A 26,167-nucleotide genomic window follows, 5' to 3' on the forward strand; every position below is an offset into this window, starting at 1 on the left:
CCAAGAAACCCGGTACGGTTCAATACAGGCGATATGCGCCATCATGAGGAAGTACCTGACCGGTCTGTGGAGCTGTATAAAACACGGTCAGGACTTCGATGCAACGAAACTGTTCAGCGAAAAACACCGGCAATCGTTTGACGCTTAACAGAGTATCTACGGCATGTTACATAACCTACCCACGACGCTGGAGCAGTTGGGGGTGAGGGGGGAGATTAACGGCCACCATACCATCGGAAGGGAATACGATGCCTGCCTTTATCGTTTCGTTGTGGCACCAGATAGTGCTGTCTTTACCGTTATTTGTGCTGATCGTGCTGGGATATGGCCTGATTCGTTGGGGAAAGTGGCCTGCCACCATTACCGACGGTCTGACCCGCTTTGTGTTCTCCCTCGCTCTGCCCGCCATGCTGTTTCGTATGATGTGTGACTTCTCGCAACGCCCGGCGGTGGACGCTCGCCTGCTAATTGCCTTCTTCGGCAGTTGCCTGATCGTGTTTGTCATTGGCCGCGTTACCGCCCGGCGGATCTTCAAGCTGGACGGCGTCTCGGGGTCGGTGTTTGCTCTGGGCGGCATTTTCTCCAACAACGTCATGCTGGGCTTGCCGATTGCTACCGTGATGCTGGGCGAGGAGGCCATTCCGTCGGTGGCCCTGGTGCTGGTATTTAACGGCCTGATTTTATGGACGCTGGTGACCATTTCCATCGAATGGGCGCGTAATGGCTCACCCACGTTGCAGGGCTTTATCAAAACGGCCCGTAGCGTGCTGACCAACCCGCTGATTATTGGCATCCTGTCTGGCACGCTGTTTAGCCTGACCGGATTGCCGCTGCCGGTGTTTGTCGATCAACCGGTCAGCATGCTGGGCCAGGTGGCGGCTCCGCTGTCGCTGGTGGTACTTGGCATGGGGCTGGCCGAATACCGCATCAGCGAAGGCTGGCAACTGAGCAGCGCCATCTGCTTCCTCAAACTGATTGTCCAACCGATGGTGGTCTGGTTGTTGGCCTGGTCAATGGATCTCCCCCCGATGGAAACCCGGGTGGTAGTCCTGCTGGGTTCAATGGCGGTGGGGGTGAACGTCTACCTGATGTCGCGTCAGTTCAACGTGCTGACCGGCCCGGCCGCCACCAGCTTGGTGATGTCTACCGCACTGGCGGCGATCACCACACCGTTAATCCTCACGATTATGGGGGTAAGGGTGTAGCGGGAAGCTGTGCCTGCGGGATTGCCGGAGCCGTCTGGTTAAAAGGATTTACAGGCTGACCGCCGTTTTGCAGCATCTTGCCATTGTTCATCTGTGGCTGCATGGGGTTGGGCGCGCCATTATCGGGCAGCATCTTTGGCTGGTTGGCCTTGAGCGGATAACCCTGCTGCTGGCGCTGCTCCATCTGTTGATTGTTCAGCATGCGCTGTTGCTGCCCCTGCTGGTCGCGCTGGTTAAGAAAATGCTGTTGCTGGCTGAGCGTAGTGACGCCGTTTTCCGCCATAGCCAGACAGGGCAGCCACAGCAGGGTGGCGATAATCAGCTGACGTTTCATGTTGGGACCTCCGATTCAATGCTTCCTCTTAAGCCTAACTCAGCCGGAAAAATTTGCTCGTTAGTTTGTTTTTTGTTCACACGTAAACCGCCTTTTCCCTACGTGGCTTGCCGCCTTCCGCTACAATCGCCCTTTCGGATCTTTTAGGGTGAATTTGACGTGCTGCTTCTGGTTATTACCACCATTTTATGGGCATTTTCCTTTAGCCTGATCGGCGAATACCTGGCAGGCAATGTCGACAGCTGGTTTTCAGTGCTGATGCGCGTTGGGCTGGCGGCGCTGGTGTTTCTGCCGTTCCTGCGCTGGCGTAACATCAAGCTGAAAGTGATCCTGCTGTATATGCTGGTGGGCGCATTCCAGCTTGGCATCATGTATCTGATCAGCTTCCGTGCCTTTATCTATCTGACCGTGTCGGAATTCCTGTTGTTTACGGTACTGACGCCGCTGTATATCACGCTGATCTACGATCTGATCAGCGGCCGCCGCCTGCGTTGGGGCTACCTGTTCAGCGCGTTGCTGGCGGTACTGGGGGCGGCGATTATCCGCTATCACCAACTGAGCGATCACTTCTGGTGGGGGCTGCTGTTGGTACAGGCGGCGAATATCAGTTTCGCTATCGGCATGGTGGGTTATAAGCGTCTGATGGAAGTGCATCCGTTGCCGCAGCATACCGCGTTTTCCTGGTTTTATCTGGGCGCGGCGGCGGTCGCGGTGGTCGCCTGGTTCCTGTGGCGTAACCCGAACCAGCTACCAACCACCAACCTGCAATGGGGCATTCTGGTCTGGCTGGGCGTAGTGGCTTCCGGGCTGGGCTACTTTATGTGGAACTACGGGGCGACGCAGGTGGATGCCGGGACGCTGGGCATCATGAACAACATGCATGTGCCTGCGGGCCTGCTGGTTAATTTTGCCGTTTGGCACCAGCAGCCGCATTGGACCAGCTTTATTATTGGTGGCGCGGTGATTGTGGCTTCGCTGTGGGTACATCGCCGTTGGGTCGCGTAACGGGCGCAGCATGCAGCGCCCCTACATTGTGAGACCGATGATGGAATGCCTGTAATTTAAGGGGCCCGTTTGCGGGCCCCTGTTGGATCTACCTGCGGCCTCCCATCCCGCCGTGGAAGCGGGGCTCATAGTTACTGCGATCGAACTGATGCTGCTCCGGCGCTCTTTGCTGCATGCGCTGCTGCATCTGTTGGTGCTGTTGCTGGTTTAAGCGCGGTTGTGCCTGCTGGGTAGGCGTTCTTTGTTGCAACCGCTGCTGCGCCTGTTGACGTTGCTCTTGATTCAGGCGCGGCTGCGTTTGCAAGGTCTGCGCCCGCTCGGTCTGGCGCTCATCGCCGCGTTGGCGGGCCTGCTGTGCGCTGCTGACCTCTGCCGGAGGTTGGCTTTTGACAAACTTGCCGCTGGCGTTCATCTGCTGCCAACTGCCGTTGTTGTACTTATAGACTTTGCCATCGCGCCCGGCGTACACGTGATCGGGGCCATTAACCACGCCACCATGCGTCACCTGGCCGGTTTCCTTGTTGTAATGCACGTAACCTGAACCCTGTGTCACCCCATTTTTCCCGACGGTGGTAAAGCTGCCTGCCTTGCCTGCCCCCTGCGGTGTGGTGCCACTGATGCTTTGGCTGTGGGTGACACGTCCGGTTTTGGTGTTCACGCTGTTGCGCTCTCCACCGGCGATACCGTTGCCGGTATTGGGGTTATATGCCCCGGCACCGTTGGCGGCGACGGCTCGCCCAGTCTGCGGATTGAAGCGTACGCCGCCCGCACCCGCATGGGTGATGCCGTTATTGCCGTTGGTATCGCGCCAGGCGTAACCAGCCCCGTGGCCGCCAGTAGCGTTGTTGTAGAAACTGCCGCGTACGTTGCTGCCGTAATGACCGTTCCACGGATTGCTCCAGTCGCTGCGCACGCCTTGCGCCACGGTGTTACCCCAGTGGTTATAAACGTTATACACCGACACGCCACCACCCCAGTAGCCAGGGTGATAGGGCGGGTAGTAACCGTACCAAGGGCCCCACCAAGGCTGGCTCCAGGCGTTACCCCAGATCCAACCGCTGACAAAGCCAAAGCTCCAGCCGATCGCCGGGTCCCAGGCAAAACTGCTGCCGTAACCGTAGGTGGCCGGGCAGCTGTACCAGACGTCACCCACCCAGGCGTTGCAAGGATAACCGGTGCCATAAACCACCACGCCGTTGCTGGCTACGGTGCCGTAATACCCCGGCGTATAGCCGACGTACACCACATCGTCGGTGCTGCCGTAGACGCGAACGTAGGTCACGTAATGCAGTGGGGAATTGGCAGGAATGGTGTAAATCACCGCCGGAACGTTGGCGGCAACGACCCACGGGCCTCTGGCGTACCTGGGATTGAGGCCAACACCGCGCTTTTTGGGCTATCGGATGGGATACGGCTGAAGTCTGCTGGCAGAGCGCTGCCGGCAACGTATTGCCATGGGCCATTGGTGGAGTCGGCACGGAACCAACGGCCAGACACCAGCACATACCAGCCGTTATTTTGCTGGGCATCGATAAACACGTCCGAAGGCGTATTCACCACGTAGGAGAGCTGGGTGCCGTCAATCGGCATAAACTGCGGGTCGCCGTCGATCTGGATCAGTTCGGCCGCTTCGGTGGCGACATAAATCTCTGCTGGCTTGGTAACTGACGTTTTTTCCTGTGGGCCAGTGGTGACCAACTTGCTTTTCACTGCGGCCTGCATGGCCTGGGTCAGCTCGATCGGCACCGTGAGCTTTTGCGTCCAGGGTCCGTTGAGATCGGGTGCGGTATACCACTGGTTGGCAAAGTAGATATACAGCGTGCCGTCTTTTTTCAGCAGTAATGAACGGGTATTGATAGCTCGTTCCACGCCCGCTTGCCCGCTAGCTTGCCAGGCAGGTTGCCCATCAAGTAACACCAGCGTTGCCGGTTGGAAAGCAAACAGGATTTTTGGCGGGGCGTTGTTCACCTTCACGTTCTGCTGTGGAGCCTGATCCTGAATGGCCAGATCGGATTCCAGCTGATCGAGGCTGACCAACAGGGTTTTAGCCGGAAGTTGCCGCAATAATGCCAGATAATGGTCTTGATTGGCGCTATCTGTCGGGAAGTTGACCTTTTCAATATTGAGGTTGTCCAGCGTGACTTGTCGTTGTTTCTTGTCGGTGCTGGTGCGTGCGCTGATCCAGGCGACGCCGTAACTGATTTTGTCCTGCTTTTTGCCGTTGGCATCGGTCAGGGTGCCGGTTTTCACCGCGACCACCATGCGGCCTTTCAGCAGGTTATCTTGCCAACTGTCGAGCTGCGGCTGGTGCAGCTCCATGGACGTACCGGAAAGGATCACGCTGTGTGGCCAGGGAGCCACCGCTTCTGCCGCCCATAAAGTTGGGCAGGCTAACAGCGTCAGAAGAAGAAACCATTGAAACAAACCACGCAGTGTTCGCATAAGCGCCTCGGAAAAGCCGATAATTTGTAGAGGGAATTGTCCCAATGAAATTACTGTAACCGCTTTTGCCGAATTTGCATGGTGCAGAGTGTGTGTAAAAATAGACTGCCAATCTACCCTAAAGGTTAGCTCAAGGATGTTAAGGGCTTGGCGTCTGCAATCGTACCCGCAGGCCTGGCGGCATCACGTACGAATGGCAGATGGTCGCAGGCGTGTTGGCGTGCCGAACGGATAAAGGCTTCAGTAACCGTCTGGCGCTGCTCGCCGTCGCGCGTGGCAGCATACAACCGGCTCCACAGCCCATCTCCGAGGGTTTTGGTCACCACCAAACCTTGGCGTTCAAAACTCTCCACTACCCAGTGCGGCAACGCGGCGATCCCCATCCGGGCTGACACCATTTGAATCAATAAAAGCGTGTTATCGACGTTTTTCAGCGCCGGGCTGATGCCTGCCGGTTGCAGGAAGTGGCGCCAGATATCCAGCCGCTGGCGCTGCACCGGGTAGATCATCAGCACTTCATCACTCAGATCTGCTGGCTCAATGTGCGGCTTATTGGCCAACGGATGATCGGGGGCCAGGATCAGCCGGACTTCAAAGTCGAACATCGGCGCATAGTGCAGCCCGCTGCGCGGCAAGATATCTGAGGTCAGCACCAGGTCCAGCTCCCCTTGCTGCAAGGCCGGTTGCGGATCGAACGTCACGCCGGATTTGAAATCCATCATCACCTGCGGGAAGTAGGAGCGGAAGTTGTCCAGCGCCGGGGTTAGCCATTGAATACAGCTATGGCATTCGATCGCGATACGCAGCGTGGTTTGGTGCGGTTCATGGCAGGCTTGCAACGCCTGTTGGATCTGCGGCAATACCTGCTCTGCCAGCTGTAACAGGATCTCCCCCTGGGCGGTAAAGCGCAGCGGCTGGCTTTTGCGAACGAACAGCTTAAAGCCCAGGCGCTGCTCCAGATCGCTGAACTGATGCGAAAGGGCAGATTGCGTCTGATGAAGCTGCGCGGCGGCGGCGGCCAGGGAGCCGGTATTACGCAGAGCTTGTAGGGTCCGTAAGTGTTTCAGTTCGATCATGAGAGTCCTTCACAGTGACAGTGAAAATATTGCGCTTGTGGATCATACAGTACCTGCGGATTATGGAAGTGTAAACATCTGGACGGCTAAATGGGAAATATGACGATGACAATTCTGAATCACACACTGGGTTTTCCACGCGTTGGTCTGCGTCGTGAACTGAAAAAAGCGCAGGAAAGTTACTGGGCAGGTAATTCAACACAGGAAGAGCTGTTGACGGTTGGCCGCGAGCTGCGCGCTCGTCACTGGCAGCAACAACAGCAGGCCGGGGTGGATTTGGTGCCGGTTGGCGATTTCGCCTGGTACGATCACGTGCTGACCACCAGCCTGCTGCTGGGCAACGTCCCGGCGCGTCACCAGAATAAAGATGGTTCTATCGATCTCGATACCCTGTTCCGTCTTGGCCGTGGCCGAGCACCTACCGGCGAGCCTGCGGCGGCGGCGGAAATGACCAAATGGTTTAACACCAACTATCACTACATGGTGCCTGAGTTCACTCAAGGCCAACAGTTCAGACTGGGCTGGACCCAACTGCTGGATGAAGTTGACGAAGCGCTGGCGCTGGGCCACAAAATCAAGCCGGTATTGTTAGGCCCGGTAACTTATCTGTGGCTGGGCAAGGTGAAAGGCGAGCAGTTTGACCGCCTGTCGCTGCTGAACGATATCCTGCCGGTCTACCAGCAAGTGTTGGCGGAACTGGCCAAGCGTGGCATCGAGTGGGTACAGATCGACGAACCTGCGTTGGTGCTGGAACTGCCACAGGCCTGGCTGGATGCCTTTAAACCGGCTTACGCCGCGCTGCAAGGCCAGGTCAAACTGCTGCTGACAACCTATTTCGACAGCATTGGCCACAACCTCGATACCATCCGTGCGCTGCCAGTACAGGGGCTGCATGTGGATCTGGTGGGGGGTAAGGACGATGCTGCTGCCCTGAATAACGCTTTGCCGAAAGAGTGGGTGCTGTCTCTGGGCGTGATCAATGGCCGTAACGTCTGGCGTGCCGATGTCAGCAGCTGGTTTGAACGTCTGCAACCGCTGGTCGGTAGCCGCCAGCTGTGGATTGGCAGCTCATGTTCGCTGCTGCACAGCCCGATCGATCTCAGCGTGGAAAGCCGCCTGGATGAAGAAGTAAAAAGTTGGTTCGCCTTCGCCCTGCAAAAATGTGCTGAGCTGGCGTTGCTGAGCGGTGCTCTGAATGCGCCGGGGGCAGATAAGCAGGCCGAACTGGATGCCTACAGTGCGCCAATCCGCGCTCGTCGCCAATCCAGCCGGGTGCATAATACCCAGGTAGAACAACGCCTGGCGGCCATCACCGCCAAAGATAGCGAACGTCAACGCCCGTATGAACAACGTGCCCAGGCTCAGCGCGATCGCTTTAACCTGCCAGCCTGGCCAACCACCACCATCGGCTCCTTCCCGCAGACTACTGAAATCCGCGGCCTGCGCCTGGACTTCAAGCAAGGTCGTCTGGATGGCAGCAACTATCGCACCAGTATCGGCGAACATATCAAGCAGGCCATTGCCGAGCAGGAACGCCTGGGGCTGGACGTGTTGGTGCACGGCGAAGCCGAGCGTAACGACATGGTGGAATACTTCGGCGAAAACCTGGATGGCTTCGTGTTCACCCAAAACGGTTGGGTACAGAGCTACGGTTCCCGCTGCGTGAAACCGCCGGTGATCATTGGCGATATTAGCCGCCCGGAAGCGATTACCGTGGAGTGGGCCAAGTTCGCCCAGTCGCTGACCGACAAGCCGGTAAAAGGCATGTTGACCGGCCCGGTGACCATTCTTTGCTGGTCATTCCCACGTGAAGACGTGACCCGTGAAGTGATTGCCAAGCAGATTGCACTGGCACTGCGTGACGAAGTGGCAGATTTGGAGAAAGCGGGTATTGGTATCATCCAGATCGACGAACCCGCGCTGCGCGAAGGTTTGCCGCTGCGCCAGTCCGATTGGGCCGCGTACCTCGACTGGGCGGTGGATGCCTTCAAACTGAACGCCGCCGTGGCGCAGGATGATACCCAGATCCACACCCACATGTGTTATTGCGAGTTTAACGACATCATGGATTCCATCGCGGCGCTGGATGCCGATGTGATCACCATCGAAACCTCACGTTCCGATATGGATCTGCTGGAAGCGTTCAAAGAGTTCGATTATCCGAACGAAATCGGGCCGGGCGTCTACGACATCCACTCACCGAACGTGCCAAGCGTCGAATGGATTGAAGCGCTGCTGCGTAAAGCGGCACAGAATATCCCGGCAGAGCGCCTGTGGGTCAACCCGGACTGTGGCCTGAAAACCCGTGGCTGGCCAGAAACCCGCCAGTCGCTGGCCAACATGGTGCTGGCTGCTCAGCGCCTGCGCGACCAGGTTGCCTGAGGTAACTATCAATAAATCGAAGGGCGCCGCGGCGCCCTTTTTACTGTAACAACTATTTCTCGGTGACCGCTCGTTTGCTTTGGGTCACGATGGCGCCGCTGAAGGGCAGCCCATCAATCGCATCGTGCATACGCAGACTCGATGGATGGATCCAGCGTTGTACCCGTGATGGCATATCGAAGCCGATCAGCAGGATGACCACAAACGTCAGGCTGAACGAGAGCGAACCCAGTGCGGTACCCAAACTGAAGTGTTGGGAGAACGCTGCCCCGAGGATCGGAGCCAGCGCGCCACCCAATGCCCCCACGTTGTAGGTGAACCCCAGGCCAGCGGCCCGTTGGTCGGTATCAAAATAACCGCCGAGCAGTTTTGGCAACAGGCCGGCAATGCCTTGCCCCAGCATCTGTTGTAAAAATAACAGGCCGCCCAGGAACAAGATGTTAGAGCCCTGGATGGCAAACAGCGGGATGATCAGCAGTTGGGAAAGCAGTAGGCTGGTCACATAGGCTCTGCGGGTACCCAGCCAGTCGCCAAGGAATCCGCCGACGCAGCAGCCTACCGCCGCCCCAAAGCCGCTAAAGAACAGCACGTTGCCCACGGTTTGCGGATCGTAGCCCAGATCGGTTTTCAGATAAGTGGGCAGCAACGCCTGGATTGGCCAGGAATAAAGGAAGGCGCAAAACACCACCAGCATCAGCATCACGCCCGTTGGCCAGCGTTTGCCGCTGGTTTGCACCATAAAGTAGATAAACACGGCGGCACACAGGACGCCGAGAATAGCCACGACCGGAGCCGTTACCATGCCGGTAAAGCACAGATAGAGCGCAGCGGCGGCAAAGATCGTCAGGCCAATGTTCAGATAGTTTTTAGCGCCGCGATAGAGAATATCGACCATGTTCTGGTTTTTCTGTTGTTTGGCTTCTTTATGCCGTAACTGCGATTGCTCCCAGTCCTCCGCTTCGGGCAGGTTTTTACGCAGCCACAGCGCAAAGATGATCGGCAGCAGGCCAATATAGAACAGCATGCGCCAACCAAACACCGGCACGATATGGCTGTAGGCCTGCGCCGCCACGACGGCACCGATGGAAAAGCCCGAGATTAGAAAGCCGCTGGCCTTGTTACGCATGTTTTTCGGCCAGCTTTCCATCACGTAGGTCGAGCTGGAGCCATACTCTCCGGCCATGCCGATGCCGATAATCAGGCGTGCGATAAACATCGTGGCATAGCCCGGAGCCAAACCGCAGGCCAGGGTTCCGCAGGAAAACAGCACAATGCTGGTGATCATTGCCAGTTTTCGGCCATAACGGTCGCCCATCGCCCCTAATACCAAACCGCCGAACCAGCGGGAGATAAAGGCCGCCGAGATCAGGCTGCTGGCTTCAAGCAGCGTCAGCCCGAATTCGTGTTTAATTTCGGTGAGCACCAGAGTGATGATGACAAAATCAAAGCCGTCCAGGGCATAACCGACCCAGGCGGCAATAAACGCCTTCCATTGCGGAGGGGTCAGCTGTTTGTACCAGCGGGGAGATTGGCCCCCGCCCGGCGAATATTTGGCTCCACGAGATGGTACTGAAGTGCTCATATCGTCGCTCTCTCTGTGCTCTGCCCGCTTGGATGACTGACAGAAATGGTTTCCCACGGCTTAGGTAATCATGGCATCTAATTGTTTATCATCATGTTATTACTTATTTTTTGATGATCCCTGCCACGCTCTGGATTTTGCTGTTTTACTCCAAAATAAAAACAATTTAGAAGTAAAGCTCCATTTGAGTGTATAAGATCATTCAGGCATTACAATCACCAAGTATCAAAAACGTGACTAACACGGCGAAATGCGGAGTTCGGCAGGAAAAGCAGCAGAATGCGCAGGCGATCTTCAGGATCGGACGAAGATCACCGCAATATGAGCGGTGATCTGGGGGAGATAGGGCTGTTAGCCCTCAGTTTGGCTGACGGCTTGGGTGGTTTTACGTTTGATATTTTCCGCTTTGGCCGGATCGGCTTTCACCACCAGCGCGTAAATCAGATCCAGCACAAACAGCTGAGCAATCTTGGTACCGATCGAGTCCCCTTGCAGTTGCCCCTGCCGGTTGCCGTTAATCAGCACGTAGTCGGCTAACTCGGTGATCCGCGACCCCATATTGTGCGTCAGCGCCACCGTGGTTGCACCGGCCTCTTTGGCCAGCTTCAGCGCTTGTACCGTCTCGGGGGAGGTGCCGGAATGGCTGATGCCGATAGCGACATCCCCAGGGCGCATCAAAGAGGCCTGCATGTACATAAAATGGTTATTGGTAGCGGCGTCCACCCGCAGGCCGATACGCATCAGCTTGCTCTTGGCATCTTCGGCGGTGATGCCGGAAGACCCCACGCCAAACAGGCAGATGCGATCCGCCGGGCGTAACAGTTTGACTACCTGTTCCACGCTCTCGAACGATAGCAGGTTGAGCGTTTCCGTCAGGACGTTGTTAATGGCCGATTGCAGCTTGCCGCCGATGGCCTGCGCGTTATCGCCGTCCTGCACGTCGCCGTCCAGCAGGCTTTCCCGGCTGGTTTGATTGGTGGCCACTTCGATGGCCAGATCCATTTTGAAATCCTGGAACCCTTTATAGCCCATAGTCCGGCAGAAACGAATGATGGTGGCTTCGCCAGCCTGGGTCAGCGCGGATAGCTCGGCCAGCGATAACTGAGTGACCTTGGCCGGTTCCGCCAGAATATATTCGGCAATACGCTGCGCGGAACGGGTCAGGCTATTTTGCATCGCCCCTAAGGCATCAAGAATTTTACCTGGCTTAAACAGGGGACCTGTTTTCACGTTAACACCTCAAGGGAAAGGAGACGGCTGACAAACCCACGCGGGTCTTACACGTAGGGGGCTGCATGCTGCGCCCACCTTGTTAATCAGTGGGTTGGCCAGGGTCGAACATGTTCGACCCCTACAAATTCAGCAACATCGCCACTTTGTCAGCAATCTGAAATGATAATACACAGCGCATTATCATTACATAGTTGCCCCGCCCAGTGAAGCGTCGTACTTACGCTCAGGATTGAGCTAGCAGGCTGTGATGGACTTTGACTACCGCCTTTTTGATGGTGCCTGAACCAGCGATCTGGCAGCCGGGTTTATGCGGCTCGCCGGGGAGAAAAATGGCAAACATGCCGGGCAACATGCGTAGTTGGCTCTTGTCCGGGATCTCGGCAATCAGCTGATAGTCGTCCTCAGGATGATAGTCTTCCAGCCCAGTCGTCGGCGTCAGCACCGAATATTCAATTCCTTCGATACCGCTGATCAACAGCTGTACATCGGCATAGGTTCGGTGCAGCTCTGCCTTTTTGTTCTCGGCAGGTTGTGCCTCAAACTCCATGACGTTCATAAACAGCAAATCGCCCTCGATCTCATGGCGGCCGCAGGTGAGTTCTGGCAGTGACAACCCGGCCAGATAGTCCAACACCCGTTGCAGGCTGGCCGGCAGGCTGCTGAAGCTGGCGGTTTGTGTCAGGGAACCGTTAATCATAAAGACCTCTGTTAACTTTGGGGAAGATGTTAGAGCGTGGCTCTGGCCCATAACGCGGCGCCGAGCAGGCCGCTGTCCTGGCGGTGATAAGCGGCCCGCACGGGAAGCCGATAGATGGCAGGCAGCAGGCTTTGCGCATGGGTCACCTGCTCCAGATAGCCTGCGGCCAACCCGACGCTGCCACCGAGAATGGCGGTTTCCAGATCCAATGCGATGGTCATGTCTGCCAGCAGATGGGCGATGGCCGTAGCCGAACGCTGCACGATGGCCTGTGCCTGGGTATCGCCGTCGCGTGCCAAGGCGAAAACCGTTGCCGCTGGGGCCGGGTGTGTCCACTCTTGGGTCGCCGTTCCAATTGCCGTACCTGAAGCGACGCTTTCGACACAGCCCCGGCGGCCGCAGCCACACCAAGGGCCGAGGGGATCGGACAGCGTATGTCCGATATGCCCTGCCAGCCCGCCGTTACCTACCAGTAGTTTTTTATTCAAGATGATGCCGCCGCCTACGCCGGTGGAAACCGTCACGAACACGGCGTTATCGCTGCTCTCTTTAAGCGGCTGATATTCCGCCCAGGCGGCGGCTTGGCCGTCATTAAGCAGCACACAGGGCAAATCGGCGATGGATTGCAGGCAGTCTTGCAGTGGAAAATCCGCCAGACCACCCAGGTTAGCCGGATTGAGTGCCGTGAGGCGGCCCTTGGCGATAATGCCCGTTGAAGCCACGGCGATAAAATCAACCTGATGACGATACGGGGCAATCAGCGTTTCCAGAGTGGCTGACAGCTGTTGGGTACCGCCGCGTGGCGTGGCAATCTGTTGACGTTGGATCAACGTTCCCTCTTCGGTGACGATGGCCGCCGCAATTTTTGTCCCGCCGATATCCAGTGCTAAACCTTTTCCCATGGTGCGTTCCTCAATGCTGCTAAAAAATGTCAGGGCGCTGCGCAGAAACTATGGCAACTCCTTAGTCAAAACTCCATTATTATTTTTATTTTGGAGTTTCGCTCCCATAAGTTATCCATAACCTTGAGCAGCCGCACAGATTTACGCTTGGACTGCGTTGCATAACCCGATCAAAAGTTTTACCATAATGGAGCAATGCTTCATTTTGTTTTAATTTCTGGAGTTTAAAGTCATGCGCAGTCAGACCGTAAACAATCAGGGCCATCTTCGCCATCAACTGCAAAATGGCCTTATCGTCTCATGCCAACCGGTGCCCGGTAGCGCGATGGATAAACCAGAGATCGTTGCGGCAATGGCTAGCGCAGCCGTCGATGGCGGTGCCGTGGCTTTACGTATTGAAGGTATCAGCAATATCTGCGCCGTACGTCAGGTGGTCAAGGTGCCGATTATCGGTATCATCAAACGCGATCTGGCCGATTCGCCGGTGCGGATCACTCCCTGGCTGGAAGATATTGACGCACTGAGCGAGGCTGGCGCAGACGTTATCGCTTTTGATGTTACCCGTCGGGCACGCCCGGTGTCGGTGGAAGAATTGTACCTGCGGGTGCGTGCCACCGGCCGTTTGGCGATGGCTGATGCCTCTTCTCTGGAAGACGGGCTGTTGGCACAGCGGTTAGGCATCGATTTTATTGGTACCACCCTGTCGGGCTATATTGACCCGCCGGTACCCAACGAGCCGGATATCGAACTGGTCAGGCAGTTGGCGCAGGCCGGGTGTCTGGTGATTGCCGAAGGGCGCTATAACTCGCCAACCCTGGCGGCGATGGCCATCTCAGCGGGGGCGTGCGCCGTCACCGTAGGCTCAGCCATTACCCGTATCGAACATATTTGCGGCTGGTTTCACACGGCGATTGCCCAACGTGAAGCCACCAAGCTGACAGAATTCTGATTGCGGCCTGACGCGGCCACCCACTATGCAAAGTCCTAAGGATGTACATGAAAAAGCTTACAGGTTTGATTGCTGCCCCCCATACGCCTTTTGATGAACAAGGTGAGGTCAACTACCCGGTTATCGATCAAATTGCCGAGCACCTGGTCAACGATGGGGTCACGGGCGTTTATGTTTGCGGCACCACTGGCGAAGGCATTCATTGCTCGGTTGAAGAGCGCAAAAAAATTGCCGAGCGCTGGGTCAAGGCCGCTCAGGGCAAACTGTGCATCACGCTGCACACCGGCGCGCTCAGCATCAAGGACGCGGTTGATTTATCCCGCCATGCGGAAACGCTGGATATTTTTGCTACCTCGGCCATCGGCCCTTGCTTCTTTAAGCCGGGCGACCTCAACGACCTGATCGCCTACTGCCAGGCGATTGCCGCTGCCGCACCGTCAAAAGGCTTCTATTACTACCATTCCGGCATGTCGGGGGTGAATCTGGATATGGAACAGTTCCTGATCAAAGCCGAATCACAAATCCCCAACCTGTCAGGGATTAAGTTCAACAGCGCCGATCTGTATGAGTATCAGCGTTGTCTGCGCGTCAGCGACGGTAAATTTGATATCCCGTTCGGCGTTGATGAGCATCTGCCCGGTGGTCTGGCCGTGGGGGCGATCGGCGCGGTTGGCAGCACCTATAACTATGCGGCTCCGCTGTTCCATAAGATCATTGCCGATTTCAACGCAGGCGACCAGGCTGCGGTAAAACAGGGCATGGACCAGGTTATCGCTTTGATCCGCGTTCTGGTTGAGTTTGGTGGCGTGGCGGCCGGTAAAGCAGCGATGCTGGTACACGGCATCGATGCGGGTAATCCGCGTCTGCCACTGCGCACACTGACCAAAGAACAGAAGCAAACGGTCGTTAGCAGAATGCGTAGCGCTATCGCGATCACTGCTCACCAGTAAGTAAAAACGTGGAGTTGGTTAATAAGGGCGCTTTGACGTCCTTATTCTTGGCTGATAGGTGTTACCATACTTCCAGGCCAAATGTTTTTTATCTGTTGTGTCAGCACCTGACTTAAAGCAGCAATGTCCGCTGTTGCCGTATCATGCATCGCCTCCATCACAATCAGTGCTTGGGTGGTGTATTGACTCACCGCAGAGTAACCACTTTGCCGATGTGTCCAGCGCCTGGCATGAGCATAGCCGGCAGCATCGGCAAAGATCACTTCACCCACCGAAGGTGACTCGGTGGTACCAGAGAACGTTTGGTAAATCTCATTCCCCTGCGCATAGCACACCTGGAGGTCACCGTTGATCTTCTGTCGATCGAATACGGCAATTGGAATGGCGAAGGCCAGTGAAAGCGCATTGCATAAATCGATCAGTGGAAAAATGGTTGGTAACAATCCCTCTTTTCGTAGGCGGCGCAATAGTGATTCCGCCGCGCAGCGATACTGGGTTGGTTTTAGTCCCATTAGCACGAAGGCGTGTCGCCAGGCTTGGATCTCTGTAAGGCCGCTTTCGGTACCACCACTTAAGCGGGCCACTGCCTGGCGGCTGAAGTCGATGACCGGCAGGCTGACATCTGCTTGCTGGTCGATCCCTTCAACCAGCAGGCAGCAAGATGCTAGAGCTGGGAAGGAGGAGCGTAGAGAATTGGCATAGTTAAAGTTCATGACTCACCATAAAAGCGTTAAGGTTATTTCCGCTACTCTGAAGCTCATTGTGTTCGGAGTCTTGAACGAAATTGCAGCCGTTCAGCATTGGCGTAGACGGCGGGCATAGAGGCCAGGAGAAATTCCCAGTGTGCGGGTAAACTGGCGTGTCATATGGCTTTGGTCGGCAAAACCTGCCGCTACGGCACTCTCTGCCAGTGAGGTGCCATTGGCAATCAACCGTCTGGCGAGCTGGATCCGGCGCTGGATCAGGTAAGCATGTGGGGTGATGCCGATAGTTTGTTGAAAGCTGCGGATCAGTTGATAACAGCTGATGCCGCAGAGCTGGGACAGCTCGCCAAGGGAAACCGGGGTGGCGGGATCGTCGTCAAGACGCTGTTGGGCCAGACGTAGCGTTGGCATGGTTACCATCGGTTCACGATGGTGAAATAACCGAGCTAACAGCAGGAACAGGGACTGCTCTTGAGCCAGTGGACTGCCCGGTTGCGGTTGGGTGATACAGCTAAACAGGCTGTGAAAACAGCTGGCGACCCTGTTATCGCTCAGGACAGGTAATGAAAACTCACTACCTGATAATTTGCCTGTCCCCAGTTCGCTGGTGGCTTGCGCTATCAGCTCTGGCTCCAGATAGAGCATGCGCCATGAGCGAGGCCCTTCACCCATGGGACGACCATCATGTACTTCACCGGGGTTGACCGTAATGATGTCACCCGATCCGGCTTCAACCAGCCCACGGCCACTGAGTGATTTTTGTGCCCCAGAGATGATCAGCCCGATGCCAAACTGGGTGTGAAAATGCTTTGGGTAACTGTGGCGAGTGGTGGCTATTACCGCTTCGATGCCCGGCACAGAAAAGGATGGCATACTGAATTGGGATGGCAATCGCTAGCTCCTCTGTGTCAGGTGTTTTAGCGCAGTATTGACAGCCTATCACCCTTCATGGCGACTGGCAGCGCCTTTTCTTGTTCTGCCCCCGCGTTTTCCTGCCCGCTATTGGTTATCATCAACTATCGCTTTTCACTTGGTTTGAAGGATTATCCCCGATGAAACATCCGCTGGTGGCCGTGTTGGCTCCGCTGCTCGATGATGGGCAGGGGATCCGGCAGGTTTATTTTGCCGGTAACCAACATCCGGCCCCGGAACTGGCCTATCAGGTAGGCTTTCCGCGCCTTGAGCTGGTGGTGGACGGGGAGCAGGAAATGGAGTGGGAAGGCAGCCAGGGGGCGCGGCATCGGCAGATATTGCTGCCGGGGGATGTGCTGTTTGTCCCAGCGCAAGGTTGGAACAGCCCGCGCTGGCAGCAACCCACTACCACGCTCAGCCTGTTGTTTGGCAAGCAGCAACTGGGATACAGCCTGCTGGGTTGGGACGGGGAAGGCACGCTGCTGCTGGGTAAAGACAATGTGGCGCGTCGCGGCCCGCGCGTAGGGTCGTTTATGTTGCAGGCGCTGAACGAACTCTCCTGGCATCAGAGCGATCAGCCCACCGCACGCTTTCTGGTGAAGGGTTTGTTGAGTCATGCGCTCGATCTGTTTGGCACCTCGGTGAGAACTGCCTCGCGTAGTCAGGCGCTGTTTGATGCGGTGCGCAGTCATCTGGAAGAGCATTATCGCGAGCCGTTAACCCGCGAGTCGGTGGCTCAGGCGTTCTATATCTCGCCCAATTACCTTTCTCACCTGTTCCAGAAGGCCGGTGGCATCGGTTTTAACGAATATCTTAATCACGTGCGGCTGGAGCAGGCCAAGCACCTGCTCAAACGCTATGACATGAAGGTGAAAGAGGTGGCGCACGCCTGCGGGTTTGTCGACAGTAACTATTTCTGCCGCCTGTTTCGCAAGAACACCGAGCGCTCCCCGTCGGAATACCGTGGCCAATACCACAGCGAGCTGGGCCCCTCTCCCACAGAGAAAGGGAATTAGTCCAGCGTCGTTGGCGGGTAATGCGGCACTGCGTAGGGGCAGCTGCATGCTGCGCCCGTGTTAAAACCAGATGTGGGAGTAAAATTTTGGCACGGTCGGTCCCCTCTCCTTGGGGAGAGGGTTAGGGTGAGGGAGATTACACCACGCGGATATGTGTTTCCTGGGGGGAGGCTGCGGCCTTGCGTACCGCACTGAGCGCCTTCTCCGGCGTACGCAGAAAGGTGTTGATGCCGATCTGCACGCAACGGTGATGCTCAAAACGCTCGCTTTCCGCCAGCAGGATGTCGCTGATCAACAGCACCACGTCGGCCTGGGCCAGATCGTCCGCCGTCAGCGAGTTTTCAATACCTAATGCCCCCTGCGTTTCTACTTTGACCGGCCATTTCTCCTGCGCACACAGTTTTTCCAGCCGTTCGGCAGCCATATAGGTATGGGCGACCCCGCTGATACAGGCCGTAACCGCTACGAGTTTTATCGTCATACCAGCCTCTTTATGTTCTGTTCAACCGCCAATGATGACCCGGTAACCCGCCTGCTGTGCCATCGCCTGCAAGGGGGCAACCTCTTGTTCTGTCGGGGCCGCGACCCCGCGCATGGCATATTCACGCCCTAAAAGAGTGTATTTTGCCTCGCCATACTGGTGAAAAGGCAACAGGTGGATCTCTTGTAGCCCAAAAGGTGCCAGGAACGCCAGCACCTGCGCCATATTCTCCGTGCTCAAAGTGTAGCCGGGTATTAACGGCAGGCGAGGGATCAGATTAACTCCGTGCTGTACCAGCGCGGTAAAGTTTGCCAACACCCGTGGCAGATTGATGTTCAACTGACTTTTAGCGGCGTTGGCATCCATGATCTTCAGGTCAAACAGGATCTGATCGCAGTGTTCCGCCAAGGCCAATACGTGGGCTTGCGAGGCATCCCCGGCGGTTTCGACGGCGGTATTGATACCTAGTGCCTGTAAGCGCTGCAATAGCTGGGTAGCAAACTCGGCCTGCATCAGCACTTCACCGCCGGAGAGCGTCACCCCACCGCCGGAAGTGCGATAAAACACCTCATCCTTGAGAATTTGCTGTAACAGCGCCTCCAGGGTAATGTTTTGGCCGATCAGCTCCATCGCTCCGCTTGGACACTCTTGCGCATCGTTCAGGCAGGGCTGGCAACGCAGGCACTTGGCCTTGCGCCGCACGCGGTGGATCTTGCCCGACATCGACTCTGGGTTAGCACACCATGGGCAGCTATGCGGGCAGCCTTTGAAAAACACCACGGTGCGGATGCCCTGCCCATCATTCAGCGAATAACGCTGAATATTGAAAATGCGGGCCTGCGGCTCGGTGTGAGTTGCCCGGGAAAACCCGGGCGTGATCAGGCTACAGTTGATGCGCTGTACGGCGGATGATGTCATCCTGGATCTCCTTCGACAGCTCCACGAAGAATGCGCTATAGCCGGCGACACGCACCACCAGCCCGGCGAAGTCCTGCGGCCTGGCCTGCGCTTCCTTCAGGGTTTCGGCATTCACGACGTTGAACTGCACATGCTGCAACTTGAGCTTGGTAAAGGCGCCGAGGAAATCCGCCAGTTTGTTCAGCCCCTGCTGGCCTTCCAGCGTGCTTGGGGTGAACTTCACGTTCAACAGCGTGCCGTTGGAAAGCAGGTAGTTATCCAGCTTGCTCACCGACTTCAGTACCGCCGTTGGCCCTTGGGCATCCTGGCCGAGCATCGGCGATAGCCCGCCGTCCGCCAACTGTTCCCCGGCATAACGTCCATCCGGCGTGGCTCCCACCACCGCTCCCAATGGCACGTGGGCGGAAACGGTATAAGACCCAGGCGTAAACTGCCCCCCACGCGGGTTGCGGTACTGCTCCACTTCTTTGCAGTAAAATCGCAGCAGATCGGCGCTGATCAGGTCGACTTCATCGATGTCGTTGCCGTATTTGTCGAAGCGATTGATCAGCCGTGCGCGGATCTTTTCCCCTTCCGGCGTGGCGAAGTTGGCCTTCAGCGTGGCCAGCAGTTCGTCAAAACTCAGGCGCTGCTGATCGAAAACCAGGCCTTTCAGGGCATACAGCGAGTCGCTCAGGTTGGCGATGCCGATGCCTTGTACGCCGGAGAAGTTATAGCGTGCGCCGCCTTCGGTGATGTCTTTACCGTTTTGCAGGCAGTCATCGATAAAGGAGGACAACAGCGGTACCGGAGCCCAGTCGCGGTGGCCGATATCGCAGATATTGCTGCCTTCGGCCATCAGCCGGACGTAATGACGGATTTTTTCGCGGATTTGATCCAGCAACTGCGGGTAGGTGAGGCTGGTATTGCCTTCGTTATCCAGCAACGTCAGTTCCATCACCTTCAGCAGGTTGAACATGGCAATGTCGTGCAGGCCGTAGGTACGCCCAGGGATCGACAGCTCAACGCAGCCCACCACCGCATAATCACGCGCATCTTCCAGCGAGACGCCACGGTTGAGGAACGCCGGAACCACCACTTCGTCGTTGAAGATTTGTGGAATGCCGGTGCCGAGGCGGATGGTTTCGGCGGTTTTCAGCAGGAATGGGCGATCGATAAATTCATTGACCCTTACGCCCAGGTTTGGCTGCGGCAGGCGGATATTCTGGTAGGCATCCAGGCACAGGAAGGACAGCACGTTGACCGCGCTGCGGCCGGTTTCCGTCAGGCCGCCCAGCAAAATGGTGTAGCCGGTCGGAAAGCCAGCGAAATAACGCGCACTGGAGGTAGAGCGCAACAGCACGATGTCGTTGCACTTCACCCACAGGCTTTCCAGCAGTTCCTTCAGGAAGGCCGGATCCTGTCCCTGATTGAGGGAGGCTTGATAGAACGGCAGCATGTACTGATCGAAACGGCCGAGCGACAGTGAGCTGGCGTTGGATTCATACTGCAAAATGATGTTCATGTACCAGAACAGCTGGCAGGCCTGATAGAAGTCCTGCGGCTTATGGCGGGCGTTGTGGCTGGCGATCTCGGCGATCCGCAGCAGCTCGGCGCGGCGAGTTTCATCGTTGCACTGTTGCACCATCTGACGGGCCAGGCTGGCATAACGCAGGATGTGGCGCTGCGAGGCTTGCAACAGCAGCAGTGCGGCGGTGTAGAACGCATTATCTGGTTGTTGCTCAACGTGGCTTTGCAACTCGGCCAGCAGGCTATCCAGGCCGTTATTCAACAGGCGTGGGTAATCGATGATGATATGTCCCTGACCCTTGTCCGTCTGGTTGACGCTGAAAATCTGGGTCTGGGTAGCGGCTTTAACTTCTTCGGACATCTGGCCGTTGATGAAATCCTTCATCGAGCGCTGTTCCCAGTAAGGATAAAGCTGCTCGCGGTACACCTGCTTGTCGGCTTCGGAAATGGTGAAGCGATCCTGCGGGCGCGTTGGGAAAGCATCCAACTCTTTCAGCAGCCAGTAAGGGTCCATCTCTGGCGAGACGATCCCGGCACGCGGCTTCACCGTGCGGTTACCGGCGATCAGCTCGTCTTCCCGCAGGGTAATTGCTACGTGATCGAGGATATAGGCGGTGGCCTTGGCACGGCGGATAATGGTGGGTTCTCCCTCGGTCTGCCGGTGGCTGGCGGTATAGAGCAGTGCGCGTTCGAGCGAAATTTCACGCGGGGCGGAGAACAGGGCGGCTTTGAGACGTTCGATCCGGGAGATCATCACATTTTCCTTTTGTGCGGTAATGGGGGCGGGAAAACCCGGCACGTGGTGCCGGGCTAGCCTTACGGTCAGGCCTTTTGCGCTAAATGAGCGGCAATTTTTTCCATGATGGCATCGGCACGTTTTACCGCGTCGCTGATGGCTACGCGCACCACGGTTTTCCCTTTAAAGCGTTCTTCAAACTTGATGCCGATATCCTTGGTCAGGATCACCACGTCGGCAGCGGCCACGTCTTCGGCCGTCAGTTCGTTTTCCAGGCCGATAGAGCCTTGGGTTTCCACCTTGCACTGCCAGCCTTGAGCTTTGGCGGAACGTTCAATGGCTTCGGCAGCCATGTAGGTATGGGCAACGCCAGATGGGCAAGCGGTAACAGCGATAATCATAGTCATGGCAAATTCCTCAAAAGTATTCGTTGTCTCTCAGGCCGTAGCCTGAGGGCGTATTGATTCAGTTAATTTCGAAATCCAGATCCAGATCGTCCTGGGCGGCTTTGGTGGCCTGTTTCTTGGCGGCAAAACTTTTCAGCAGGTTAACCAGCAGGGCGGTGACTACCATGCCGACCAGCAGCGCAGCAACGTAGCCGAGCTTGCCTTCAACCACTGGCAGCACAATCAACCCACCCCAACCGGCGTAGCACTGGGCACCGACCAATGCGGCGGTCACGGCGGCACAGGCGGAACCAATCATGATGGAAGGGATAACGCGCAGCGGATCGGCGGCGGCGAACGGGATGGCCCCTTCGGTAACGCCGACGCAGCCCATCAGCAGCGCGGCTTTACCCGCTTCGCGCTCTTCCGGGGTGTAGTATTTACGGCCAATCAGCGTGGCGAAGCCCAGACCGAGCGGTGGGGTGGCGATGGCAACGGCCGCGATGGCAACCACGGAGTAGACGCCCTGAGCGACGCAGATCAGCATAAAGGCGTAGGCCACCTTGTTGACCGGGCCACCCATGTCAAACGCCAGCATCAGGCCCATGATGATCGCCAGCACCACGATGCTGCCTTGCTGCATACCTTGCAGCCAGTGGGTCAGACCATTGGTCAGTGCGCCAACCGGTTCGCCCAGCCCCCACATCATGATGCCCGCGGTGAGCAGGGTACCAATGATGGGGATCACGAAGATCGGCATCACCGAACGCAGGATCTTCGGCACCGGGATCTTCTTGAGATAGAACACAATAATGCCGCCCAGCAGGCCAGCTATGATCGCCCCGAAGAAGCCAGCCCCGAAGGATGCGCCCACCCAGGCACCAATTGCCGAAGGAGCCAGCGCGGAGCGATCTGAAATGGAGTAACCAATATAGGCCGCGAGGAAAGGCACCATCAGCGTTAACCCGGCCACGCCGATATCGAACAGTTTTTTCAGGTTAGGGTCGGTTGCGGCATCGGGTACTGCCCCTTTACCGTACAACATCACGGAGATAGCCAGCAAAATGCCACCGGCGACCACAAACGGGATCATATGGGAGACGCCGGTCATTAAATGCTGGCGTGTGTTTCTTAGAATATTGAGTAGGTCTTTCATCGTTCACTCCCTGGCCGCGACCAGCGTGCTTCTGAGATAAAACCACCAGGGAATGACCCTTGATGGATAAAGGTTGTTGGCTATCACAATAGGCATCCGTCGCCACTATCAACAGTGGATAAAATTGCCATTTACTGGATTTTTGTATTGTCAGGAGAAAAGTGCGATCTAACTCAAAGTGTGCGACAGAAGAAACCGGGCTTGAGGGCGCAGGCTTTGTGAGCGACATCGCATTTATGCCGTCAGGATACATTTGTCCAGTGTTTGACATTTTTATCCGATAGCCCTGGGCCGCGCTGCGCTTCTATCCTTGTGACAAACCGGTGTTGTTCACCGCTGCTTTGGTATGAGGAAAGAGTGATGGCGAAAATTGTGACGTTTACCTGCGTGCTGCCCAACGGGGTGCATGCCCGCCCAGCCAGCCATATCGAAACCCTGTGCAACGGTTTCCGTTCCCGCTTTGAATGGCACAACGCGCGCAGTGGCCGTTGCGGTGATGGCAAAAGCGTGTTGTCGCTGATCGGGACCGATACTTTGCTGGGCGACGAGTGCCGGATCACCATCGAAGGGGAAGATGAGCAGGCCGCATTTGAGCGCCTGACCCAGTTTATCGAACATGAATTCCCGCACTGTGACGAAGCGCTGCCGCAGGTGAACGACCAGGCCGAGCAGGAACCTATCCCGCAGTCTTTAGCTAATCTGAACCCAACGTTGGTACGGGCCCGTTCCGTCAACCAGGGCACTGCCAATGGCAAATTGGTGCATCTGGCGCGGGTCGATTTAAACGCTCTGTCTTTGCCGCCCGCTCACTCTATTGAACAGGAGCAGCAGCAACTGGCCGAAGGGCTAACGCGCTTTGGCAAGGCGTTGGATTTGCAACTGATGGGCGGTAACGGTACTACCACGGCGGTGCTGGAAGCGCACCGTTCATTACTGCGTGACGGCGGATTCCGTCAACACCTGCTCGACGGTGTGCTGTCAGGGGAAAGTTGCGCCGCCGCGATTGTGGCCACCGCAGCCCACTTCAGCCAACAGTTGGCGCAGTCTGCCAGTGCCTATCTGCGGGAGCGCGAACTGGATATTCGTGATGTCAGCTTCCAGCTGTTACAGCAAATTTATGGCGAGCAGCGCTTCCCGGCACAACAGGCGCTGAGTGTCGACAGCATCTGTATCACCGATGAGCTGACGCCCAGCCAATTCCTGGAACTGGATAAACGCTACTTGAAAGGCCTGTTGTTGGGCAGCGGTGGCAGCACCTCGCATACGGTGATCCTGGCGCGCTCGTTCAACATTCCTACCCTGGTTGGCGTTGATGCCGCAGCCATGCTGCCATATCTGCATCAATCGGTGCAGATCGACGGCGATCTTGGGCTGGTGGCCTGCGATCTCAGCGAACCGGTACGTCGTTACTATCAGCAGGAGCAGTGGCTGAGTGAGCAGATCCGCAGCCAGCAAAGCGCCTATCTGGATCAGCCGGGGCGCACTGCCGACGGCGTAAGAATGGAAGTGGCCGCCAATATCGCCCATGCGGTAGAAGCAGAAGCCGCCTTCAGCAACGGTGCCGAGGCGGTGGGCCTGTTCCGTACCGAAATGCTGTATATGGATCGCCTGACCGCGCCTTCCGAAGATGAGCTGTACAACATTTATTGCCAGGCGGTGGAAGCGGCCGCAGGCAAGACGATTATCGTGCGTACCATGGACATCGGCGGCGACAAGCCGGTGGATTACCTGAACATCCCGGCCGAAAATAACCCGTTCCTCGGCTACCGGGCGGTACGTATCTATCAGGAATTCCTGCCGCTATTCCGTACTCAGTTGCGCTCGATCCTGCGTGCTTCGGCACATGGTCCGCTGAAGATCATGATCCCGATGATCTCCTCGATGGAAGAGATCCTGTGGGTGAAGGATCAACTGGCCGAAGTGAAGCAATCGTTGCGTGCCGGGCAGATCCCGTTCGACGAAAAAATTCCGCTCGGCATCATGCTGGAAGTGCCTTCGGTGCTGTTTATCATTGACCAGTGCTGTGAGGAGATCGACTTCTTCAGCATCGGTAGCAACGACCTGACGCAGTACCTGCTGGCGGTGGATCGCGACAACGCCAAGGTCATCAAACATTACAACAGCCTGAACCCGGCGTTCCTGCGTGGGTTGGATCATGCGGTGCGTGAAGTCCACCGCCACGGCAAATGGATCGGCCTGTGTGGCGAACTGGGGGCCAAAGGCTCGGTGCTGCCGCTGCTGGTGGGTATGGGGCTGGATGAGATCAGTATGAGCGCCCCTGCTATTGCCGCCACCAAAACCCGTCTGGCCAAGCTGGACAGCCGCGAATGCCGTTTGTTGCTCAACCGGGCCATGGCCTGCCGGACGTCGCTGGAAGTGGAACACCTGCTGGCTCAGTTCCGCATGGAGCAAAGCGATGCTCCGCTGATCACGCCGGAATGTATCGCCCTGGGGGCCGATTGGCGCAGCAAGGAAGAGGTTATCAAAGGCATGGCGGATAACCTGCTGCTGGCTGGGCGCTGCCGCTACCCACGTAACCTTGCCGCCGACCTGTGGGCGCGTGAGGCGGTATTTTCCACCGGGCTGGGTTTTGGCTTTGCCATCCCACATACCAAATCTGAGCATATCGAACAGTCCACCATCAGCGTAGCCAAGCTGGCGCAGCCGGTCGTCTGGGGCGATGAAGAGGCCCAGTTCGTCATCATGCTGACCCTCAATAAACATGCCGCCGGGGACCAGCATATGCGCATTTTCTCCAAGCTGGCGCGGCGCATCATGCATGAAGGTTTCCGAGACGCCCTGGTGAACGCGGCATCGGCCCAACAGGTAGAGGCGTTGCTGAAACAAGAGCTTGAACTGTAATTCATTCTTGGGCGCTGCGGCGCCCTTCATATTTAGTCTTGAGGAGCAATTATGGAACTCTATCTGGATACTGCTGATATCAATGCGGTGAAACGTCTCGCACGGGTATTGCCATTGCAAGGGGTGACGACCAACCCAAGCATTGTGGCCGCATCACGCACGTCACTATGGGAAGTGCTGCCTGCGTTGCGCGATATCATCGGTGGGGAAGGGAAGCTGTTTGCCCAGGTGATGGCCGCCAAGGCCGATCAGATGGTAGAAGAAGCGGTATTGCTCAACCGACGCGTTCCTGGCCTGGTGGTGAAAGTGCCGGTAACCGGTGAAGGACTGGCCGCTATCAAAACCCTGCGTGGCATGGGCATTCCAACGTTAGGTACGGCGGTTTATGGGGCGGCACAGGGGCTGCTTTCTGCTCTGGCGGGGGCGGAGTATGTGGCACCTTACGTCAACCGGGTAGATGCTCAGGGCGGCAATGGCATTGCTACCGTGCAAGAATTGCAGCATTTGCTGGAACTGCATGCTCCGCAGGCCAAAGTGCTGGCAGCCAGCTTCAAAACCCCACGGCAGGCGCTGGAGTGTCTGCTGGCAGGTTGTGAAGCTATTACCTTACCGGTCGATGTTGCCGAGCAGTTTATCAGTGCTCCGGCGGTGCAGGCGGCGGTAGAAAAGTTTGAGCACGATTGGCACGGCGCGTTTGGTACCTTGGCGCTGAGCTAAGCCCCTCACCCTA

The 26,167-nt window shown here is 56.8% G+C and carries 23 protein-coding genes; 8 read left to right on the plus strand and 15 right to left on the minus strand.

All coding sequences use genetic code 11. From position 1 onward, the window contains the following. Window positions 1-248: 248 nt before the first annotated feature. The gene (locus tag U869_RS0100230; RefSeq protein WP_025121848.1) at window positions 249-1,205 is read left to right on the plus strand and encodes an AEC family transporter; all 957 of its coding nucleotides are present in this window, start codon (window positions 249-251) and stop codon (window positions 1,203-1,205) included. Here the strand turns inward: U869_RS0100230 and U869_RS0100235 are convergent. After that, window positions 1,186-1,539 (minus strand): hypothetical protein, encoded by a 354-nt coding sequence (locus U869_RS0100235; RefSeq protein WP_025121847.1) that lies wholly within the window; start codon window positions 1,537-1,539, stop codon window positions 1,186-1,188. The two genes, U869_RS0100230 and U869_RS0100235, sit on opposite strands and share 20 nt — an antisense overlap. A 159-nt stretch (window positions 1,540-1,698) precedes the next feature. Here U869_RS0100235 and U869_RS0100240 point away from each other — a divergent pair, with 159 nt between their 5' ends. Further along, window positions 1,699-2,544, plus strand: coding sequence for a carboxylate/amino acid/amine transporter (locus tag U869_RS0100240; RefSeq protein ID WP_029987817.1), 846 nt, complete (start codon window positions 1,699-1,701; stop codon window positions 2,542-2,544). Window positions 2,545-2,632: 88 nt separating this feature from the next. On the opposite strand, the gene U869_RS29935 is transcribed toward U869_RS0100240, so the two are convergent. The 3 genes from U869_RS29935 to metR all read right to left on the minus strand — a co-directional run bounded on the left by U869_RS29935 (window position 2,633) and on the right by metR (window position 6,062). After that, entirely contained in the window at window positions 2,633-3,865 is a 1,233-nt protein-coding gene (locus tag U869_RS29935; protein WP_051588675.1) for a hypothetical protein, read from the minus strand. Next, window positions 3,862-4,986, minus strand: coding sequence for a hypothetical protein (locus U869_RS29940; RefSeq protein WP_157834705.1), 1,125 nt, complete (start codon window positions 4,984-4,986; stop codon window positions 3,862-3,864). The genes U869_RS29935 and U869_RS29940 overlap by 4 nt, the downstream gene beginning before the upstream one ends. A 125-nt stretch (window positions 4,987-5,111) precedes the next feature. Then, entirely contained in the window at window positions 5,112-6,062 is a 951-nt protein-coding gene (gene metR / locus U869_RS0100250; protein WP_025121846.1) for an HTH-type transcriptional regulator MetR, read from the minus strand. A gap of 105 nt (window positions 6,063-6,167) precedes the next feature. On the opposite strand from metR, the gene metE reads away from it, so the two are divergent. Next, entirely contained in the window at window positions 6,168-8,444 is a 2,277-nt protein-coding gene (gene metE, locus U869_RS0100255; RefSeq protein WP_025121845.1) for a 5-methyltetrahydropteroyltriglutamate--homocysteine S-methyltransferase, read from the plus strand. 52 nt (window positions 8,445-8,496) lie between these two features. On the opposite strand, the gene U869_RS0100260 is transcribed toward metE, so the two are convergent. From U869_RS0100260 to U869_RS0100275, 4 genes are all read right to left on the minus strand, one after another. Further along, a complete protein-coding gene (locus tag U869_RS0100260; protein ID WP_025121844.1) occupies window positions 8,497-10,026 on the minus strand; it encodes an MFS transporter in 1,530 nt (509 codons plus the stop codon). Window positions 10,027-10,377: 351 nt separating this feature from the next. Continuing rightward, window positions 10,378-11,256, minus strand: a complete 879-nt coding sequence (locus tag U869_RS0100265; protein WP_025121843.1) for a MurR/RpiR family transcriptional regulator — start codon at window positions 11,254-11,256, stop codon at window positions 10,378-10,380. 226 nt (window positions 11,257-11,482) lie between these two features. Then, the gene (gene nanQ / locus U869_RS0100270) at window positions 11,483-11,956 is read right to left on the minus strand and encodes an N-acetylneuraminate anomerase (protein ID WP_025121842.1); all 474 of its coding nucleotides are present in this window, start codon (window positions 11,954-11,956) and stop codon (window positions 11,483-11,485) included. Between the two features lie 29 nt (window positions 11,957-11,985). After that, entirely contained in the window at window positions 11,986-12,858 is an 873-nt protein-coding gene (locus U869_RS0100275) for an N-acetylmannosamine kinase (RefSeq protein ID WP_025121841.1), read from the minus strand. Window positions 12,859-13,090: 232 nt separating this feature from the next. On the opposite strand from U869_RS0100275, the gene U869_RS0100280 reads away from it, so the two are divergent. Both U869_RS0100280 and U869_RS0100285 read left to right on the plus strand, forming a co-directional pair. Beyond that, window positions 13,091-13,807: an N-acetylmannosamine-6-phosphate 2-epimerase gene (locus U869_RS0100280; RefSeq protein WP_071998185.1), complete on the plus strand. Its 717-nt coding sequence runs from the start codon at window positions 13,091-13,093 to the stop codon at window positions 13,805-13,807. A gap of 47 nt (window positions 13,808-13,854) precedes the next feature. Beyond that, the gene (locus tag U869_RS0100285; protein WP_025121839.1) at window positions 13,855-14,757 is read left to right on the plus strand and encodes a dihydrodipicolinate synthase family protein; all 903 of its coding nucleotides are present in this window, start codon (window positions 13,855-13,857) and stop codon (window positions 14,755-14,757) included. 41 nt (window positions 14,758-14,798) lie between these two features. On the opposite strand, the gene U869_RS0100290 is transcribed toward U869_RS0100285, so the two are convergent. Further along, entirely contained in the window at window positions 14,799-15,470 is a 672-nt protein-coding gene (locus U869_RS0100290; protein WP_025121838.1) for a B3/4 domain-containing protein, read from the minus strand. A gap of 81 nt (window positions 15,471-15,551) precedes the next feature. After that, window positions 15,552-16,352 (minus strand): AraC family transcriptional regulator, encoded by an 801-nt coding sequence (locus U869_RS0100295; protein WP_232785313.1) that lies wholly within the window; start codon window positions 16,350-16,352, stop codon window positions 15,552-15,554. Window positions 16,353-16,513: 161 nt separating this feature from the next. Between U869_RS0100295 and U869_RS0100300 the strand changes: the two genes are divergently transcribed. Beyond that, the gene (locus U869_RS0100300; RefSeq protein ID WP_025121836.1) at window positions 16,514-17,389 is read left to right on the plus strand and encodes an AraC family transcriptional regulator; all 876 of its coding nucleotides are present in this window, start codon (window positions 16,514-16,516) and stop codon (window positions 17,387-17,389) included. A 136-nt stretch (window positions 17,390-17,525) separates the two neighbouring features. On the opposite strand, the gene U869_RS0100305 is transcribed toward U869_RS0100300, so the two are convergent. The 5 genes from U869_RS0100305 to U869_RS0100325 all read right to left on the minus strand — a co-directional run bounded on the left by U869_RS0100305 (window position 17,526) and on the right by U869_RS0100325 (window position 22,575). Beyond that, a complete protein-coding gene (locus U869_RS0100305) occupies window positions 17,526-17,870 on the minus strand; it encodes a PTS fructose-like transporter subunit IIB (protein WP_021807973.1) in 345 nt (114 codons plus the stop codon). 21 nt (window positions 17,871-17,891) lie between these two features. After that, window positions 17,892-18,788 (minus strand): [formate-C-acetyltransferase]-activating enzyme, encoded by an 897-nt coding sequence (locus tag U869_RS0100310; protein ID WP_025121835.1) that lies wholly within the window; start codon window positions 18,786-18,788, stop codon window positions 17,892-17,894. Beyond that, window positions 18,754-21,051, minus strand: a complete 2,298-nt coding sequence (locus U869_RS0100315; protein ID WP_025121834.1) for a formate C-acetyltransferase — start codon at window positions 21,049-21,051, stop codon at window positions 18,754-18,756. The genes U869_RS0100310 and U869_RS0100315 overlap by 35 nt, the downstream gene beginning before the upstream one ends. Before the next feature lie 68 nt (window positions 21,052-21,119). Next, window positions 21,120-21,440, minus strand: coding sequence for a PTS fructose-like transporter subunit IIB (locus U869_RS0100320; protein ID WP_021181481.1), 321 nt, complete (start codon window positions 21,438-21,440; stop codon window positions 21,120-21,122). A 58-nt stretch (window positions 21,441-21,498) separates the two neighbouring features. Beyond that, complete coding sequence (locus tag U869_RS0100325) at window positions 21,499-22,575, minus strand: PTS fructose transporter subunit EIIC (protein ID WP_025121833.1); 1,077 nt, start codon at window positions 22,573-22,575, stop codon at window positions 21,499-21,501. A 360-nt stretch (window positions 22,576-22,935) separates the two neighbouring features. Here U869_RS0100325 and ptsP point away from each other — a divergent pair, with 360 nt between their 5' ends. Further along, window positions 22,936-25,437 (plus strand): phosphoenolpyruvate--protein phosphotransferase, encoded by a 2,502-nt coding sequence (gene ptsP / locus U869_RS0100330; RefSeq protein WP_025121832.1) that lies wholly within the window; start codon window positions 22,936-22,938, stop codon window positions 25,435-25,437. 51 nt (window positions 25,438-25,488) lie between these two features. Beyond that, a complete protein-coding gene (gene fsa / locus U869_RS0100335) occupies window positions 25,489-26,154 on the plus strand; it encodes a fructose-6-phosphate aldolase (protein WP_025121831.1) in 666 nt (221 codons plus the stop codon). The last annotated feature ends 13 nt before the right edge of the window (window positions 26,155-26,167 follow it).

The organism is Serratia sp. H1w, from assembly GCF_000633355.1.
In the GTDB taxonomy this organism is placed as follows: Bacteria; Pseudomonadota; Gammaproteobacteria; order Enterobacterales; family Enterobacteriaceae; genus Chania.